General features: G+C 46.4%; 16 protein-coding genes. 15 read left to right on the top strand and 1 reads right to left on the bottom strand.

All coding sequences use genetic code 11. The features are described 5' to 3' along the window. Positions 1-94: 94 nt before the first annotated feature. The 6 genes from MWG26_RS16405 to MWG26_RS16380 all read left to right on the top strand — a co-directional run bounded on the left by MWG26_RS16405 (position 95) and on the right by MWG26_RS16380 (position 5,312). Positions 95-643, top strand: a complete 549-nt coding sequence (locus MWG26_RS16405) for a PadR family transcriptional regulator (RefSeq protein WP_025656624.1) — start codon at positions 95-97, stop codon at positions 641-643. A 179-nt stretch (positions 644-822) separates the two neighbouring features. Next, positions 823-1,386, top strand: coding sequence for an RNA polymerase sigma factor (locus tag MWG26_RS16400; RefSeq protein WP_025656625.1), 564 nt, complete (start codon positions 823-825; stop codon positions 1,384-1,386). Then, positions 1,383-2,156: a hypothetical protein gene (locus MWG26_RS16395; protein ID WP_117441328.1), complete on the top strand. Its 774-nt coding sequence runs from the start codon at positions 1,383-1,385 to the stop codon at positions 2,154-2,156. The genes MWG26_RS16400 and MWG26_RS16395 overlap by 4 nt, the downstream gene beginning before the upstream one ends. Beyond that, entirely contained in the window at positions 2,143-2,997 is an 855-nt protein-coding gene (locus MWG26_RS16390) for an ABC transporter ATP-binding protein (protein WP_025656628.1), read from the top strand. The genes MWG26_RS16395 and MWG26_RS16390 overlap by 14 nt, the downstream gene beginning before the upstream one ends. A gap of 9 nt (positions 2,998-3,006) precedes the next feature. Continuing rightward, positions 3,007-4,131: a hypothetical protein gene (locus MWG26_RS16385; protein WP_147324116.1), complete on the top strand. Its 1,125-nt coding sequence runs from the start codon at positions 3,007-3,009 to the stop codon at positions 4,129-4,131. A gap of 11 nt (positions 4,132-4,142) precedes the next feature. After that, the gene (locus MWG26_RS16380; RefSeq protein ID WP_025656630.1) at positions 4,143-5,312 is read left to right on the top strand and encodes a hypothetical protein; all 1,170 of its coding nucleotides are present in this window, start codon (positions 4,143-4,145) and stop codon (positions 5,310-5,312) included. A 63-nt stretch (positions 5,313-5,375) separates the two neighbouring features. Here MWG26_RS16380 and tsaA read toward each other — a convergent pair whose 3' ends face one another. After that, a complete protein-coding gene (tsaA, locus tag MWG26_RS16375; RefSeq protein WP_025656631.1) occupies positions 5,376-6,065 on the bottom strand; it encodes a tRNA (N6-threonylcarbamoyladenosine(37)-N6)-methyltransferase TrmO in 690 nt (229 codons plus the stop codon). A gap of 594 nt (positions 6,066-6,659) precedes the next feature. Between tsaA and sstT the strand changes: the two genes are divergently transcribed. The 9 genes from sstT to MWG26_RS16330 all read left to right on the top strand — a co-directional run bounded on the left by sstT (position 6,660) and on the right by MWG26_RS16330 (position 17,313). Next, positions 6,660-7,883, top strand: a complete 1,224-nt coding sequence (sstT, locus tag MWG26_RS16370) for a serine/threonine transporter SstT (protein ID WP_025656632.1) — start codon at positions 6,660-6,662, stop codon at positions 7,881-7,883. A 110-nt stretch (positions 7,884-7,993) separates the two neighbouring features. After that, the gene (locus MWG26_RS16365; protein ID WP_025656633.1) at positions 7,994-9,019 is read left to right on the top strand and encodes an aldo/keto reductase; all 1,026 of its coding nucleotides are present in this window, start codon (positions 7,994-7,996) and stop codon (positions 9,017-9,019) included. A 156-nt stretch (positions 9,020-9,175) separates the two neighbouring features. Then, positions 9,176-9,859: a response regulator transcription factor gene (locus tag MWG26_RS16360; protein ID WP_025656634.1), complete on the top strand. Its 684-nt coding sequence runs from the start codon at positions 9,176-9,178 to the stop codon at positions 9,857-9,859. After that, positions 9,856-10,887: a sensor histidine kinase gene (locus tag MWG26_RS16355; protein ID WP_025656635.1), complete on the top strand. Its 1,032-nt coding sequence runs from the start codon at positions 9,856-9,858 to the stop codon at positions 10,885-10,887. Before MWG26_RS16360 ends, MWG26_RS16355 begins: the two co-directional genes overlap by 4 nt. A 308-nt stretch (positions 10,888-11,195) precedes the next feature. Then, the gene (locus MWG26_RS16350; protein ID WP_025656636.1) at positions 11,196-11,861 is read left to right on the top strand and encodes an ABC transporter ATP-binding protein; all 666 of its coding nucleotides are present in this window, start codon (positions 11,196-11,198) and stop codon (positions 11,859-11,861) included. Between the two features lie 13 nt (positions 11,862-11,874). Then, the gene (locus MWG26_RS16345) at positions 11,875-14,502 is read left to right on the top strand and encodes an FtsX-like permease family protein (RefSeq protein ID WP_025656637.1); all 2,628 of its coding nucleotides are present in this window, start codon (positions 11,875-11,877) and stop codon (positions 14,500-14,502) included. A gap of 205 nt (positions 14,503-14,707) precedes the next feature. Continuing rightward, on the top strand, positions 14,708-15,502 hold the full coding sequence (locus MWG26_RS16340; RefSeq protein ID WP_025656638.1) for an SseB family protein: 795 nt from the start codon (positions 14,708-14,710) through the stop codon (positions 15,500-15,502). A 249-nt stretch (positions 15,503-15,751) separates the two neighbouring features. Then, a complete protein-coding gene (locus tag MWG26_RS16335) occupies positions 15,752-16,468 on the top strand; it encodes a response regulator transcription factor (protein ID WP_117441331.1) in 717 nt (238 codons plus the stop codon). After that, positions 16,465-17,313 (top strand): sensor histidine kinase, encoded by an 849-nt coding sequence (locus MWG26_RS16330; RefSeq protein ID WP_025656639.1) that lies wholly within the window; start codon positions 16,465-16,467, stop codon positions 17,311-17,313. Before MWG26_RS16335 ends, MWG26_RS16330 begins: the two co-directional genes overlap by 4 nt. The last annotated feature ends 4 nt before the right edge of the window (positions 17,314-17,317 follow it).

Raw genomic sequence — 17,317 nt, 5'->3', positions numbered from 1 at the left:
TGAAGTACTATAAATTATAGCAAACGAGCGATAAAAATGATAATACTATAATTTATAGTAATTGTCAAGACGAATAAGAAAAGGAAGGATATTTATGGCAACAATAGATTTAATTGTATTAGGGATGGTAAAAAAGGAGCCGTTAAGCGCATATGACATTCAGAAACTGGTAGAATACCGAAACATATCCAAATGGGTAAAGATCAGCACGCCCTCAATCTATAAGAAAGTCATACAGCTGGAGCAGAAAGGCTATATCAAAGGCACGATGGTAAAGGAAGGAAAGATGGCGGAAAAAGCCGTTTATTCATTGACAGAGTCCGGAGAAGCGGAATTCGAAAATCTAATGCATAAGATAGCCGCCCAGCCGGTCAACATATTTCTGGATTTCAATGCAGTTATAGTTAATCTGGACAGCCTCTCCCTGCAAGACCAGGAAGCCTGTCTTACCAGTATAGAAAGTAACATAAAAACATTGAAATCTTATCTTGAAGAAAACATAACAGAAAAAGAAGATAATCCCCAAATTCCTGAAACCGGAAAAGCCGTCCTTCGGCAGCAGATGATTCTGGCCCAGGCCATAGAAACATGGATTGGATCTGTAAAAATAAGTATAAGTGAAAAGGATAGTAGGCCCTCCTAAAGGAGTGGAAATAAAAGTGATGATCAATCTTGTAAAAAGAATAAAAATAAAAGTCCTGAATTTATAGAACCAGGACTTTTATTTTTATGATCTAAAGTGTAACTTTTCTAAATCTAATTCGACTAATAGATAGAAAGCGAATCTTGTTTGATATTTTTACAACCGGAAGGAAAAACGTAATGAATCTGAAAGACCTGGAGAAAAAAACGGATGGGCAGCTGATCGGGCTGGTGAAAAACGAAAATATGAAACAGGCCTATGATGTACTGGTGCTGAGGCATTATCGGGATGCTGTACGGTTCTGCATACAATATGCCAAAGAGGAGCAGACTGCCTTGGATATTGTACAGGACAGTTTTGCCGATATTTATGTGCACAGGGAGCGCCTGCCCCAAGCCTGCACGTTTCGGACCTATCTGTTTGCAGTAGTCAAACATAAATCGCTGGATGAACTGAGGAGAAGAGGGCGCCATGTAACAGAGGAGCTGGGGACGGCAGAGAGTGCAGGGGAATCCCCGCCAACGCCAGAGGATATTTACTTGAAGAAAGAAGCGTATTGCGAACTGGTACATTGGATAGAGGAACTGCCGGAAGAATACAGGCGTGTACTTTATCTTTTCTGTGTGGAGGGCCTGTCCTACCAGGAGATTGGAGCGGTTATGGAAAAGAATATTGCGCAGATAAAAATAGTATTGCACAGAGCAAGGAAAAAGCTGCAGAGGAAAAGGAGGGAAAATGGATGACACAGAGGGAAAAAGAATTTTTAGATGCCATGTGGAAAAAAGCAGAGGAAAAAGAACAGAATATGAGGCTTGCGGAGGAGCTCACTAAAACGCCGCTAAATAAGGGAGTAAATTCATTTCTGTGGGATCTGTTCCAGGGGATTGGACTTGGGCAGCTGTACGCGGGCATGGGAGATATCCTGTCTGTCTCATTTTGCATTGCGGCAGCGTTCATGTACATTGGATTACGGATTGTGGGCGCCGGCCTAGCCAGCGCCTGCAGCATCGTATTTACAGCGGCGCCTGTCTTATATGCCTCGGTGTTCTATCTGTCATTGGTGAAAGAGCGGCAGAATCAGACGTATGAACAGCTTATGAGTTACAAGTATACCTTTTTACACCTGATGACAGCGCGTATGTTTTCAAACAGCCTGATCGGTATTGGCCTTAACCTTATTTATGCGGCAGTCCTCTCAGTGCGGTATTCGGCTGATTTTCTCCGGCTGGCGGCAACGGCTTTTGCATCCCTGATGATTTTTTCCCTTCTCCTGGCCATGGGGATAGAACGGGGGAAGAAAACCGGATGGGGGGCAGCAGCGGGAGCCGGCTGGATTCTGGCCAATCTTGTATTCTTTCAGATGTCGGCTGCGTGGTACGAAAGGCTGATGGAAGGGATTCCGGTGCTTTTGTTTGCTGTTGTTGGTGCTGTTGCGGCAGTGGTTCACGTCAGGCAGCTGTTGGTAATGACAGGACAGCCGTTCAGAAAGGAGTATGCAGATGCTGCAAGTTAATCATGTTACAAAAAAATATCAAAACTTTACTGCGCTAAAAGATATTAATCTGGAGCTGCATCCTGGAATATATGGCCTTCTGGCGCCGAACGGGGCCGGCAAGACCACGCTGATGAAACTGCTGGTTACCCTTCTTTTTCCTACAGAGGGGGCGATCCTGTGGGAGGGCAGGGAGATACAGAAGCTGGATGAAGCATACCGGGAAAAGATCGGTTTCCTGCCGCAGAAATTTGGCTATTACAGGGACTATACACCTGAGCGCTATCTGGAGTATATCGGTATTTTGAAAGGGATTGACCGGAAAATACTGCAGCGGGAGATTCCTCATCTGCTGGATACGGTGGGGCTTGCAGAGGTATCAAAAAGGAAAATGAAGAAATTTTCCGGTGGAATGATACAGCGGGTAGGGATCGCACAGGCACTACTCGGAAATCCGGAGATCCTGATATTAGATGAGCCCACGGCAGGCCTGGATCCCAAGGAACGTGTGAGATTCCGAAAAATATTAAGTTCCCTTTCCAGGGATAAGATTGTTATGATCTCCACACACATCGTTTCGGATGTGGAGTTTATTGCCAACCATATTATTATGCTGAAGGAGAAACAGGTATACGCCAATGATACTACGGAAAATCTCTGCACCATGCTGGATGGGAAAGTCTTTGAGGCAGAAATCAGGGAGGAACAGATGCATCTTTGGGAAAAACAGTACCAAATTCTTTCCCAGCGTCAGGAAGGAAGACATTTTGTGGTGCGGTTCATTGCGGAGCAGGGAAATCCGCAGTGGAAAAAGTGTGAGGCTGGCTTGGAAGATGTGTTTTTATACACTTACAAGGAATGAGGCGAAGATATGAGGAGAGAATGGATGCGCGTAGTGCTCAGCCCGATTTTCTGGGGGCTGCTCATTGGCAGTATGGCAGTAAATGCATGGATACTGATAAACTTCAGCGGCCAGAGGGAGCTTGTGGAGAAGAGTGTGAAGGCATGGGAGGATCTGGGGCTGCCGGTTGTTGAAAATACAGCAGAACAATACCTGAAAGTTTTGGAACCCGGGGAAAAGAAAGAAGTGGGAATTCCCACTCTGCGCCAGATAATGGATGGCACAGTGCATATGACGAATGAACTGAACAGCAGCGATCTGGCAGAAAATTTTTCCTCTGTCCTTATGCTGGAAGACGGGGCAAAGAAATATGCGGAGGAAGAATATAAAAAGCTGGATGGTATCCTGGCAGAAAATCGGCGGAATCAGGCTGCCGCACACTTCTTTGTCCCGGGAAGCAGAGGTTTTTTTGAATTATTTTCAAGATGGATTCCTCTGGCTTGTACGCTGGAAAGCATTCTGGCAGGCGTTCTCTTTATGCTGCATCGTGTCAGTGAACCATTACAGGCAGGGACGGCATACGTTGAGTATACATCTAAAATGGGAAGAAAATGCCAGGATCAAAGGAGGAGGGCAGCGGTACTTGCCGGACTCACTTTTACGGCTGTCATATGGGGAGTAACGATCTTGGCGGCAGCTCTTATGTTTCCTTTAGGTCCACTGTGGAAGACACCCATTGGAAGCATGATGGTGTTGGATTCTTATTTTCCGGTCATCAGTTGGTTCCCGCTTCATATTGCGGGATACCTGGGCCTGGAATTTTTAATATCAGTCTGCGCAGCGGTGCTTTTTTCTTATATTGGGTATACGCTTTCGGCAAAGGGAAGAAATAGTTTCAAGGCATTTATACTGCTGGGGTTTGGATGTGCATGTATCTATACGGTGACATCTCTGTTTCCAAAATGGAGCGTCGTTTATTTTATACTGCAGTACAATCCCGTTGATCTTGCCAGGAAAGCAGGGCACTGGATGGTAAATGGCGCCTCCTTTCTTTCGCCGAGATATTATGAAACCACTGTGATTATTCTATGGGGCATTCTGATAGCATGTGCAGCTTTCAGAGTGCGGAGACAGTTTTTCAAGAAAGATTTATAAGGAGGGTGTATATGATAAGGACGGAGATAAGAAAAATACTGACATGGAAGAAGCTGCTGTGTCTGCTGGGCTTTGGGATACTGTATTTTCTTCTGTTTATAAGGCCGTATGTAAATATACATCCGGGTAGCTACCATCAGACTGCCGATATTGCAGAAGCTATTACAGATAGATATGGGGTTTCCATATCACCGGAAGAATATGAAAAGATGAAAAGTGAGGCTCCTGAAAAGGGAACCAGTGCCATTGACCGGATGATAGCGGAGAATGCGTTGTTTCAGGAGTATGGCTTCCATACGTTTCAGGAATTCAACCTGGGGAGCGAAAGTCTGACTCCCGATGAGGACACGGCATTATGGATGGAAATCTATGATTCCTTCAGTGACGCCGAAGTGTCGGAGGAATTCACCAAGACAATAGAAATCAATGTATATGATATGTTTTTGGATGCTTACAAGACAGAGGCACTGCAGGAGGACGGTAGTGAAAACGGAACATCCTTTTATAAAGAACTGGACGGTCTTCAGAGACAGAGGGTATTAGAACGGAATCAGGAGGTATTTACGATCCTTCCATCTGTAATATTGGAAGATAATTTTGAGGTTCTTCAGTTTTGGTCAGTTTTTGTAATTATCGGAGTGATATTTATGATTCTTCCCTATATGGTACAGGAGAATCAAAATGAAATGCCGTCACTTCAATACTGCTGCAGGAAAGGGCGGGGCTATTACCTCCGTAAGCTGGCGGCTGGCCTGATTTCTTCTTTAGCGGTGATCGGAATATCCAGCGTATTTTATTTGATAACCGCAAAAATTAACCGTGTAACAGATTTTTGGAATGCATCGGCGTCTTCCTTTTCGAGCGGCTACATTGGATGGTTCCCATGGTCTATAGGAACTATGAGTATCATGAGTATTTTGTTTACAGCCATGATGGCAGCAGGAGCAGGAATGATCTTATTCGCCGTTACCAGATACTGCAGAAACTATATATCAGCCATTGCCCTGTCTCTGCCGCTGGTCATCCTGGCGGGATGTTACGGAACCTTTTTTATATTGGATTTTGCAGAGATAACCAGAGGAAAATACATGGCGCCAATGATCTCTGCCGTGGTGCTGGGCCTGGGGGTCCTTGCCAATCTGGTACAGTATATGGCAGAGAAGAAAAGAAATATAAACTGAACGAAAATGAAGCTTCCGGTCAGCCTTACAATCGTTCCTGTGCATGACCGCGTGAATAGAAATTTACAATTGTTCAATCCCACATATATGAAGCACATCATTTTCAACATAAAACCGTATATTCATACCAGCGTACTTCATTCCGTAGATGCGCGCCGGATCTTCCTGATAAGAAGGCCTGGGATCCTGCGCCAGGATTTCCATCAGCGCAGGCTGGCATTGCTCTGGGATAAGCTTCAGGCATGCAGGCGGGCATTCTACCTTCAGGCTGTAGCCCGCGTGCCGGCTGCCGAAGCCGCCTTGTGCGTCAGGGTGGCTGTCCGCATAGGGCAGATAGGGCTTAATATCAAAGACCGGGGTTCCATCCATCAGGTCGGCTCCGGAAATATGGAGAACCGGGCCAAAATCAGGGGTGGTGCTGATGCCCTCCAGACGGACGCAGGACAGTCCAACCGGATTGGGCCGGAATGGGGAACGTGTGGCAAACACCCCCATTCTCTGATTGCCGCCAAGCCTTGGCGGACGCACAGTAGGACTCCATTCATCACGGATGGCCTCGGAAAACCCCCAGATAAGCCAGATATGGGAGTAATCTTCCAGGCCGCGCAGGGCATCCGGATTGCGGTAGTCCGGTTCAAAGATGAGCTTTGCCTTCAGGGATTCCACGAGACCGCTCTGTCGGGGGATGCCGAATTTTTCCGGGAAATCGCTTTGGATATGTGCAATTGTTTTTAAGGTATAAGGAGAAGTCATGAATATGCCCCGCTTTCAATAGCTTTTCTATTAGAAAATGTAACATAAAGCAGGGGGCGCAGTCAATCGGGAGTTAGTTAACGAGCTTTAGACTCGTTGACGGATGGCGGACGCGAATGACGAGGTGAGTCCGGGAGCTAGCGGGGCCCTCGTACGGTAGCAACGGATGGAACAGAATTGGTGATTCGTTTATATAAGTGTAAGTGTTAGATCGCCTTGTTACCCGTAAATATACTGGATTTAAAAAATTGTATGGTTCATTAATAAAAAAACATATGGAGTTACACACGATAATCGTTACTAAATAAATAGATTTCTTCAAAAACAGTCCCAAAGCTCCCATACATAAAAGCCTTAAAATCCATTTAATCAAGATGCATGATACGCATAGCCAATTCCATCCGCCTCCCCCGTCTCGGGCTCCACCTTAGGAACGAGTCTTTGCCTACCAGTCGGATGAACCAGCCAAGCGGACTGTAAGCGGCAAGCCCATCCGTGCCGAGACTAAAGCTCGTCACTAAATCCTGATTTTAGGTTTGCCATATACCTTTTCCTGCGCTATACTTAATGTATTCTAAAGAAGGTGGCAGTAAGATGAAAAAAGTGTTTGAGAAATGGATGGAGATCAGCCTTGTTAAGCGAATTCTGGGAGGTCTGATCATAGGAGCGGCCCTGGGGCTTTTGATTCCGTCCGTAACAGCAATCGGAATACTGGGGGATCTTTTTGTAGGGGGATTAAAAGCGGTTGCGCCAATCCTGGTATTTTTCCTTGTCATGAGCTCGCTTTGCAATGCAGGAAAATCACATGGAGGCGTGATTAAGACGGTTATTATTCTTTATATGTTCAGCACCTTGCTTGCGGCAGTCATTGCAGTATTTGCGAGCATGGCTTTTCCGTGCACGCTGACACTGACAAAGGCGGTGACGGATACCGCGCCTCCAAGCGGAGTGGCGGAAGTACTTCAAACGCTGCTGTTAAATGTTGTTTCCAATCCGGTGAGTTCGCTGGCAGATGCAAATTACCTGGGGATATTATTCTGGGCAGTACTGCTGGGGCTTGCATTCCGGGGAGCGGCGGAGACGACGAAAAACATGCTCAGGGATATTTCAGGCGCTGTTTCTACGTTGGTGACATGGATTATCAATCTTGCTCCGTTTGGGATTCTGGGCCTTGTGTTCCGTACGATTTCTACCAGTGGGTTAAATATTTTTACGGAATATGGAAAGCTTCTTGTTCTTTTGGTAGGGTCCATGCTGGCCATTACCTTTATTACGAATCCGATTCTTGTATACTGGTGCATCAGGAAGAACCCATACCCACTGATTTTCAGATGCTTAAAGCGCAGCGCCATTACGGCATTCTTTACAAGGAGTTCTGCCGCCAATATCCCTGTGAATATGGCGGCGTGCGAAGAGATGGGGCTGGACAAGGATACTTACTCGGTCTCTATCCCCCTGGGGGCTACCATTAATATGGACGGGGCCGCTATTACGATTACTGTTATGACGATGGCGGCTGCCCACACGATGGGGGTTCCGGTGGATATCCCTACAGCCATAATTCTAAGTGTACTGGCTGCCCTGTCGGCCTGCGGAGCATCCGGGGTAGCGGGGGGATCTCTGTTACTGATACCTATGGCATGCTCCCTTTTCGGGATATCAGACGATATCTCCATGCAGGTAGTGGGTGTGGGATTTATCATAGGGGTTGTACAGGACTCGGTAGAGACTGCACTTAATTCTTCTTCGGATCTGCTGCTTTCTGCATCAGCAGAACTCAGACAGTGGAGAAAGGAAGGACGGGAAATTAATTTCTAACAAATTTGTTTGACAGCAGGTCTTAATTTCTATGCTGTGTGTATTTGGTTATGCGAAAAAATGTATGATAGACGTATGAAGAAGATGTGAGGAGGGAACGGGCTATGAAGATGAAACAGATTACATTAGGTACGACTGGGATCACTGTTTTGCAAAATGCATTTGGCGCTCTGCCGGTTCAGCGGGTGGACATGGAGAATGCGGTAAAGATTCTCAGGAGGGCTTTTGAAGGCGGTATGACATTTTTTGACACGGCACGCGCATACAGCGACAGTGAGGAAAAGCTGGGGAACGCTTTTGCCGGTATTCGCGGGGAAATTTACATAGCAAGCAAGACAATGGCGCGCACGCCGGAAGAGGTAGAGAAGCAGCTGGATCTTTCTTTAAAGCAGCTGCAGACCGATTACATAGATATTTACCAGTTCCACTGCGTGGATGTTTGTTACCGTCCCGGCGATGGCACAGGAATGTATGAGTGTATGCAAAAGGCTAAGGAGCAGGGAAAGATCCGTCATATCGGAGTGACTGCGCACAAAATGGATGTTGCAAAGGAGTGTATTGAATCCGGGCTTTATGAGACGCTGCAGTATCCGCTTAGCTATCTGTCCGCAGAAAAAGAGCTGGAACTGGTGGAGCTGTGCAGGGAAAACAATATGGGTTTTATTGCGATGAAAGGGCTGGCAGGTGGTCTGCTTACGAACTCCCGCGCTGCTTCTGCGTTTATGTCACAGTTTGATCATGTGCTTCCGATCTGGGGCGTCCAGCGGATGGAAGAGCTGGAGGAATGGCTGGGATATATGGAAGAGGCCCCTGTGCTGGATGAAGAGCTGGCGGCGTTTATTGAGAAGGAGAAAAAAGAACTGAACGGAGATTTCTGCCGCGGATGCGGCTATTGTATGCCATGTCCGGCTGGTATTGTCATCAATAATTGTGCAAGGATGTCGCTTATGGTAAGGCGTGCTCCTTCGGCAGGGTGGCTGAGTGAGGAATGGCAGGAAAAGATGAAAAAAATAGAGGGGTGTATGCAGTGCGGGCAGTGCAGGAAAAAATGCCCCTACGAGTTGGACACGCCGAATCTTTTGAGAAAGAACTACGAAGATTATAAGAAGATATTGGCGGGCGAGATAACAGTTTGATATGATTTGAATGATTATAAAATTAAAAATCAAAAAAGCGGAGGAATCTTTCTAGAACAGAGAGGGATCTTCCGCTTTTGTTATGGTACGAAAACATGTATAATAAGAAACAGCTTGACGGTGAATAGAATAGAGATATGAAGGAGCAGCGTTAAAATGGAGAGAATATTGGTCGTGGAAGACGACAGGATTTTAAATATGACCCTGAGTTATAACCTGAAAAGTGCAGGATATGAGGTGGAATCGGTTATGAATGCGGCGGATGCAAAGGCAATTGCCGTGGAACACCAATTTGCACTGGTTGTGCTGGATGTGAACCTGCCGGACGGGAACGGGTACGAGGTGTGCCGGGCCATAAAAGAAAAGCAGGATGCAGCCGTGATATTTGTAACGGCGCAGGATATGGAGAGCGATATGCTCAAGGGCTACGAATGCGGAGCAGACGATTATGTGACAAAACCCTTTTCCGTGGCAGTATTTCAGAAGAAAGTGGCTGCGATTCTGAGCCGCATAGAGAAAAAGCAGGTATCGGATGTGTTCGATGACGGGTATCTGGCAATTGATTTCACAGAGAACACCTGCACGGCAGGACAGGTGCCTGTGGCTCTTACACCAAAAGAATGGAAGCTGCTGAAAATTTTTGCCAAGAGCGGGAAGCAGGTTCTTACCAGACAGATCCTGCTGGACAGGCTGTGGGATATAGATGGCAACTTTGTGGATGACCATACACTGACAACCACATTGAGTGCGCTGAGAAAGAAGATTGAGAATAAAGAACATACCTATATTCAGACGATATACGGAATGGGTTATATGTGGAAGGGCGGTGAAGCAAGATGAATTATCACAGCCTGTCCCTTGGCAGAATTGTCCGTTATATCAGCTGTGGGGTGATATTGACAGATGTAGTGATCCTGACTGCGGTTTATGCTCTGACCGGGAGCCGCACCGCCTTGTTTGGCTCAGCAGCCGCGGCAGCCGCCACTGTCTGCTGGGGAATTGCTCTAACCGCTGTTTTTCAGAAGAAATTATCTGCGTTTACAGCAGAGATCTGTGTCACTTTAGAAGAAATGGCGGAGGACAACCTGCAGGAAAAACCTTATATGGAGGAGGAGACACTTTTAGCCAGGATTGTACACAGGCTCAGGCAGCTCTACAAGGTCATGCAAAAGCAGAAGGAGCAGAATGTCAGGGCCAGGGAGGAGCTTCAGTCCCTAGTATCGGATATTTCACACCAGACGAGGACTCCTGTTACAAACCTGAAGATGATCCAGGAGACCCTGCATGACGGCAGCCTTACGGAAAGCGAGAGAAACGAATTTCTCGAAGCTTTAGCTTCTCAGATTGACAAGCTGGATTTTCTTGTGCAGGCCATGGTAAAGACGTCGCGGCTGGAAACCGGAGTTATTATGCTTACGAAGAAAACACAGAATCTGTACGATACGCTGGCAGAGGCTGTGGGAGGCATATTTACAAAGGCGGCACAGAAGCAGATGGATGTGCGGGTGGACTGCCCGGAGACATTTCTGGTGTCCCACGACCGGAAATGGACGACGGAAGCCATCTTTAATATTCTTGACAATGCGGTGAAGTATACGCCTCCGGGGGGGATGATCAGTGTATCGGTGGAACGCTGGGAGGCCTATGTGAAGATTGACATTGCAGACACCGGAAAGGGGATCCCGGAAGAACAGTATGCCCTGATTTTCCAGCGCTTTTACAGGGAGGAAGAGGTGCATGACGAGGAGGGCGTAGGGATCGGACTGTATCTGACGCGGGAGATCATTTCCCTTCAGGGAGGCTATGTGAAGGTTAGCTCACGGCAGGGGAACGGTTCAGTTTTTTCTGTATTTTTACCAAATGAATGAAGAATAAAAAGCATAGAATAATAAAAATTATTGATAGTTGAAAAGGTGTAATTCGATTAATATACAATTTGACTCAACAAGAGGTGGAAGTAACATATTTTATAACAGCAGCAAGTATTGCAATTTAATAAAAATTGTAGCATCAAGTCGTTTGAGCCTCAAAAGTTCAAGCGGCTTTGTTTGATATGAAAAGTCCCGAAACCGGGACTTTTTCTGTAAAATTAATCAAAATTATACATAGAGCCAGGAGGATTCCCGGACAATTGCCAATTATAATAGGCTTTAGTAAGTCAGAGGAGGAAAACAAAATGAACATATTACAGGTGACTGGATTAAAAAAATATTATGGGGAGGAGCCAAATATTACAAAGGCGCTGGATGGAGTGGATCTTTGTGTGGAAGAGGGTGAATTCGCGGCAATTGTCGGAACAAGCGGAAGCGGGAAATCTACGCTTTTGAATATGATGGGCGGCCTGGATGTACCGACATCCGGCAGCGTGGTGGTGAGAGGAAAAGAGCTGTCTAAAATGAACGATGAACAGCTTACGGTCTTCCGAAGAAGAAATATCGGATTTATTTTCCAGAACTATAATCTCATTCCGATTCTAAACGCTTATGAAAATATTATTATGCCGGTGGAATTGGACGGGAACCGGGTGAATGCACGCTACGTGGAGGAAGTGGCAGGACTTTTGAGCCTAAAAGACAGACTCGAATACATGCCCGGCAGTCTCTCGGGCGGGCAGCAGCAGAGAGTGGCGATTGCGCGCGCCCTGGTATCAAAACCGGCCATTGTACTGGCCGATGAGCCGACCGGGAACCTGGACAGCAGAACAAGCGCCGATGTAATCGGGCTGTTAAAACGAACCTGTTATGAGCTGAACCAGACAATTGTCATGATCACCCACAATGACCAGCTGGCCCAGATGGCAGACCGGATTATAAGGATCGAAGACGGCAGAATCACAGCATAGGAGGGCATGAGAGATGGTATTACCTTTTGAAAATGACAATTTGAAGATCATGAAGACGCTGTCAAAAAGAAGTTTCTTGGCAAGCCGTTTCCGCAATCTGGTGGCAGTGCTGGCGATTGCACTAACGGCCGTTTTGTTTACTTCCGTTACCACGATTGCATTGGGAACGATGGAGTCCATGCAGATGACCCAGCAGATTATGAAAATGAGCAAGGCGGATGCGGATATCCGGAATCTGACAGAGGAACAGTATGAAAAACTGAAAGAAAGCGGGATTGCCAGTGAATTAGGACTTCGTATGCCGATAGGCTTTCTTACAAATACAGTGAGACATGAGATAGAGCTGGATCTGGAAAATTCCGTACAACGGGAATTGACCTTCTGCCAGCCGACTCACGGGGAAGAACCTGTGAAAGCCAATGAAATTGTGGCATCCGATAGAGCTTTGGAGGAACTGGGGGTAAAACCGGAAGTGGGAGCAGAGGTGGTCATTGAATTCACCGTACACAGAAGGGATTATCAGCTTCCTATGGTTGTATCGGGATGGTATGAAAGTTCCCATGACGAACTGAGTATCATGACTGTGTCAGAGGCATTCAAGCAGGAGCATCCGGAGATTTTTGCTTATACTTACCGGGAAGATGCGGAACTGGCAGGGACATATTGGGCCGATTTTATGATGGCGGATAGAACGAATATGGAAGAACAGCTGGATGAGTTCGTAGAATCCATAGGCGGATCCAGGGAAATCGGCGCCCCAAACAGTATCCCGGCGGTGATCAACCAGGAAACGAATCCGGGGATGGACACCAAAATGAGTGCTGCTTTCGCAGTACTGGTGGTTTTGTTTATCTTTTGCGGGTATCTGCTGATCTATAATGTTTTTGATATTGCTGTCATGCAGGAAGTAAGGCGGTATGGCCTGTACCGGACCATCGGTATGTCAAAAAAACAGGTAAAACAGCTGATCAACAGGCAGGCGGCATGGGTGTCCTGCATGGGAATCCCGCTGGGCCTGCTGATCGGATTCTTTGTGGGAAAAGTAACACTTCCCCAAATTATGGATATCCTTTCAACGGAGTATAAGAACATTGTGATTTCGGTTTCCCCGAATCCGGTAATCTTTATCGCAGCGGCGTTCCTGGCCGTGCTGACTGTATTCATCAGCACGAGAAAGCCTGCAAGAATGGCATCCAATATCTCTCCCATGGAAGCATTCCGGTATGTGGAGACAAAAGGGAAAAAACGGAAAAATGCCAGGGTGAAAAGACATTCCAGAGGAATCAATCTCGGACAGATGGCATTTGCGAATCTTGGAAGAAATAAAAGACGTTCCGCATTCATCGTTGTCTCGTTGATGCTCAGTGTAGTGATGTTGAATACGGTGGGTACGGCAGCAGGAAGTGTGGACGTAGAGCGTCAGGTGAATGAGATGATACGTACAGACTTTGAGATTGCCCATGTAGATACAAGCAGCAATTTAAAAGGATTTATCCGTCGTGATCAGGCAGTTCCCGCTGAGGCTGTCCAGGCAGTAAAGGAAATGCCAGGCGTGACGGGGGCAAGCGTTGTATATAAAAATACTTTGGAAGACCTGCAGGTAACTTATGATTACGGCATGAAAATCTCGGATATTGAAGTATTCGATGAGCAGGGAACAGAGCAGAGGGCCGGCCTGGATCCGGATGGCCGCTTTGTCTCGGTGGGCGCAGATGATTATCCGATCTGCAATGTATATGGAATGGAAAAGGCCGGGCTTGCACATCTGCAGATTGCGGAGGGGGAAAAAGATTTTGATAAGCTTTATGAAAAGCTGATGGAGGGCGGAAGTGTCATTCTGGGAATGCAGGCTGACAGAAAAACAAAGGTGTTGGAAGAATACTATAATTATATGAACGTAGGGGATACCATAACTGCCCGTATAAACGGGGAAGAAATAAAGAGCTATACTGTGATCGCAAAGGCAGCCCTTACAAGTGATGATGAAGGGTTTGGATACAGTGTAAGCAGTTCGATTGATGTGGGAATTGATGCGCCTTGTCTGTATCTCCCGCAGGAAGAAGTGAAAGAGCTTTATCGGGAACCGGCTGTTATGAAGTATACTTTCGATGTAGAAGAGGGGAGTAAAGACGAGATGAGACAGTTCCTGGAATCCTATATACAGGAGAATCCGTCCCTCACCTACCTGTCGGCTGATAAGGCCAGGGCAAGTGCAGAATCTTCAAAAACCATGATCTATATGGTCGGCGGAATCATTGCATTCATCTTTGGGATCACAGGAATTCTGAATCTGATTAACATGATGAGCACCAGTATTCTGGCAAGGCGGAGAGAATTTGCTACAATGCAGAGTATCGGAATGACGAAAAAACAGCTGAGAAAACTGCTCATGCTGGAAGGCTGCCTTTATGCGGCAGGAGCAGCGGTTCTGGGAATCGTGTTCTCAGTAGCGGTTGATCAGACTCTTTTAAAAATGATTCTGTCCAATCCTTCCATGTGGTCCTTCTCATATCGCATTACGATCCTTCCGGCAATAATTCTGAGCATGATACTGGTTGTGATATCTGTGCTTATACCGCGGGGGGCAATGCGGATTTTCTATAAAGGAAGTGTAGTGGAACAACTGAGGATAGCGGAGTAAGGGAAGCCGAGGCACTTAATTTAAGCAGGGTTCATACAGGAAGACTCAACACTTCCTGTATGAATTCTGTTTCTGTTTTGGACAGCGTCTATTCGTTTCGCCCTTCTCAGCAAAGTATTATGCACTTCATTCACTCATACTTTTCGATTGCCTTGTGGATTATCGTGTAGTATAATTTTAGAAAACGGATGAATCGAGGTCTGACATGGAAAACGAATTTCAAATACAAGTTAAGAAGCTGCAGAAGTTAGAAACTACATATGTGATTTTTGGACAAGGCACGAAGATGCCTTTTCTGATCTGTGATGAAGAGTCTTTTAATGATCAGATCTGGGTGTTTACCACTGAGGATGGAGCAAAGGATTTTGCGCAGAAGCGCAAGGATGAGAATAAGGACTTCATGATGGTTGTCAAACTGGAGAACAAGCAGCTCCTGGGATTCTACAGCAGCCTGTACCTTCTGGGCGTTAATGAGATCGTATTCGCGGAGGAGGCGCAGATATCCAAGATCCCTCTGGAACAGCTCGTGGTACAGAAGGATTATTCCAAGCTTCCCAAGAATCAACAGCCGCTATTGAATCCGCAGATGCAGCTGACCGGGCTCTATTTTATGCAGGAAGTCCAGAGAGGCATCCCGAATAATGAGAAGCCGAAACTGCGTGAATTGGAAGAAGAGATGGCGGTAAATCTGGTGAGATCCAGATTTTTGATTGCGGTAGAGGTAGAGGGCGAAAAGAGGCTGCCGGATGGCTCCAATATTAAGATTCCCTGTGTGAAGAATCAGGAGGGTAAGATGTTCCAGCCGATTTTCACAGATTATAATGAGTTTGTGAAATTCAATACACAGGGAAAATTCCAGGCCAATATGATCGAATTTGCCAATATAGAGAAGGTGCTCGGTAAGAATGTAGAAGGCATCGTGATGAATCCGCAAAGTATGAATATCGTTATATTAAAAAGCAAGATTCCGGGGTTGCTGCAGCAGTTTGCGAGAGGATAATTCAATACAGGGATGTACAGCAAAAGTACCCCCATGCTGTACATCCCTGTTGTTTTATGATGTGGTAATTCCGGCTTTGGCAATCATGGCAACTACTGCAGGCCGCAGCGAGGCAAGCGTTCCCTGGAGGATTTGATCGGGATATTTAGAGGGAATATAATAAGTTAAGGCTGTGTGTTTCTATATGATGCATAAGAGGTTTTGAAATATGTAAAGCCGCAGGAAACATCAGGGCTGGAAGGGAGAACAATGAAGATTCTTTTGGTGGAAGATGATAATGAAATCAGCGCTATGCTGGAAAATTTTCTGAGCACAGAAAATTATGACGTGACTGCCGTAGCCGATGGAGAGGAAGCTGTGAATAGATTTGAAAAGGGGGCTTTTGATCTCATACTTCTGGACCTGATGATCCCCAGAATCAGTGGTATGGAAGTGATGAGAAGGATACGGGCCAGCAGTACGGTGCCCATCATCATCATATCTGCGAAAGACACGGATTCGGACAAGACACTTGGGCTGGGGCTTGGAGCGGATGACTACATAACAAAGCCTTTTTCCGTAGCCGAGGTGCTGGCGCGTATTAAAGCGAACATTCGCAGAAGCACCCAGTATGCAGTATCGGCCGGGAAAGACAGGACCGGAGAAGAGGAAAAAGCAGGTGAAGTTCTGGTATGCGGCGGTCTGACGCTGGATACCGGAACCTACACGGTTACAAAAAGTGGGCAGAAGGTGGAACTCACGGCCAAGGAATTTGAAATACTCAAGCTGCTGATGAAGAACCCGAAAAGAGCTTATACGAAAGAACAGCTTTATTCCCAGGTCTGGCAGGATACATACTATGGGGATGAGAACGCGGTCAATGTTCATATCAGCCGTCTGCGCAATAAAATCGAGGACAATCCCCGGGAGCCCGGGTATATTCTGACTGTGTGGGGGATTGGGTATAAACTGGGGGAAAACAGATGAATTATACACAGAAGAAACTGAAAGAGCTGAACCAGGATCTGACTCGTATAATGGCAGACGGCAGCGACGAGAAGGTTATGATATTTACGGATGATAAGGTGCTGGCAGAACTTGCGGATCTGATTAACCGTCTTCTGGAAGACCGGAGAACGCTGAAGGCCGATTACCGGTGTCAGGAGAATGCTTCCAGGAAGATGCTGTCCAATATTTCCCATGATATCAAGACTCCGCTGACAGTGATTTTGGGATATCTGGAGATCATGCGCATGGACAGTCCAGATGAGGAGATGCTGAAGAAAGTGGAGGATAAGGCCGGCCAGGTATTGGAAATGATGAACCAGTTTTTTACGCTGGCTAAGCTGGAGGCCGGGGATACAGAACTGGAGGCAGTCCAGATTCCGGTCAATGAGGTCTGCAGGGAGAGTATTCTTGATTTTTATGAGATTCTCAGCCAAAAGGGATTCGAAGTGGATATCAATGTGCCGGAGAAAGCGGTCTATGTTCTGGGAGATAGAGAGGCGCTGCATAGAATCCTATGTAATCTTGTTTCCAATGCCGTCCGGTACGGCGGAGACGGAAATTATATCGGCCTCTCCATACGATATGAGCAGGAGTGGGTATATATCGATGTGAGAGATCGGGGAAAAGGCATTGATAAAGTATTTGCCGACAGTGTGTTCGACCGTCTGTTTACAATGGAAGATTCACGCAGCCGCAGAATCCAGGGCAACGGGCTGGGGTTGACGATTGCAAGGAACCTGGCTAAACAGATGGGCGGAGATATCATATTACAGAGCGAGCCTTTTGCTGAAACTACATTTACTGTAAAGCTGAAACGATTTTAAAACC

Source organism: Faecalicatena contorta (assembly GCF_022835095.1).
Taxonomy (GTDB): Bacteria; Bacillota; Clostridia; order Lachnospirales; family Lachnospiraceae; genus Faecalicatena; species Faecalicatena contorta.
The sequence above is the reverse complement of the archived record's forward strand: the minus strand, read 5'-3'. Positions and strand labels throughout refer to the sequence as shown.

Coding starts and splice junctions, on each gene's coding strand:
- MWG26_RS16405 (WP_025656624.1), top strand. CDS start 95: ATGGCAACAATAGATTTAATTGTATTAGGGATGGTAAAAAAGGAGCCG.
- MWG26_RS16400 (WP_025656625.1), top strand. CDS start 823: ATGAATCTGAAAGACCTGGAGAAAAAAACGGATGGGCAGCTGATCGGG.
- MWG26_RS16395 (WP_117441328.1), top strand. CDS start 1,383: ATGACACAGAGGGAAAAAGAATTTTTAGATGCCATGTGGAAAAAAGCA.
- MWG26_RS16390 (WP_025656628.1), top strand. CDS start 2,143: ATGCTGCAAGTTAATCATGTTACAAAAAAATATCAAAACTTTACTGCG.
- MWG26_RS16385 (WP_147324116.1), top strand. CDS start 3,007: ATGAGGAGAGAATGGATGCGCGTAGTGCTCAGCCCGATTTTCTGGGGG.
- MWG26_RS16380 (WP_025656630.1), top strand. CDS start 4,143: ATGATAAGGACGGAGATAAGAAAAATACTGACATGGAAGAAGCTGCTG.
- tsaA (WP_025656631.1), bottom strand. CDS start 6,065: ATGACTTCTCCTTATACCTTAAAAACAATTGCACATATCCAAAGCGAT.
- sstT (WP_025656632.1), top strand. CDS start 6,660: ATGAAAAAAGTGTTTGAGAAATGGATGGAGATCAGCCTTGTTAAGCGA.
- MWG26_RS16365 (WP_025656633.1), top strand. CDS start 7,994: ATGAAACAGATTACATTAGGTACGACTGGGATCACTGTTTTGCAAAAT.
- MWG26_RS16360 (WP_025656634.1), top strand. CDS start 9,176: ATGGAGAGAATATTGGTCGTGGAAGACGACAGGATTTTAAATATGACC.
- MWG26_RS16355 (WP_025656635.1), top strand. CDS start 9,856: ATGAATTATCACAGCCTGTCCCTTGGCAGAATTGTCCGTTATATCAGC.
- MWG26_RS16350 (WP_025656636.1), top strand. CDS start 11,196: ATGAACATATTACAGGTGACTGGATTAAAAAAATATTATGGGGAGGAG.
- MWG26_RS16345 (WP_025656637.1), top strand. CDS start 11,875: ATGGTATTACCTTTTGAAAATGACAATTTGAAGATCATGAAGACGCTG.
- MWG26_RS16340 (WP_025656638.1), top strand. CDS start 14,708: ATGGAAAACGAATTTCAAATACAAGTTAAGAAGCTGCAGAAGTTAGAA.
- MWG26_RS16335 (WP_117441331.1), top strand. CDS start 15,752: ATGAAGATTCTTTTGGTGGAAGATGATAATGAAATCAGCGCTATGCTG.
- MWG26_RS16330 (WP_025656639.1), top strand. CDS start 16,465: ATGAATTATACACAGAAGAAACTGAAAGAGCTGAACCAGGATCTGACT.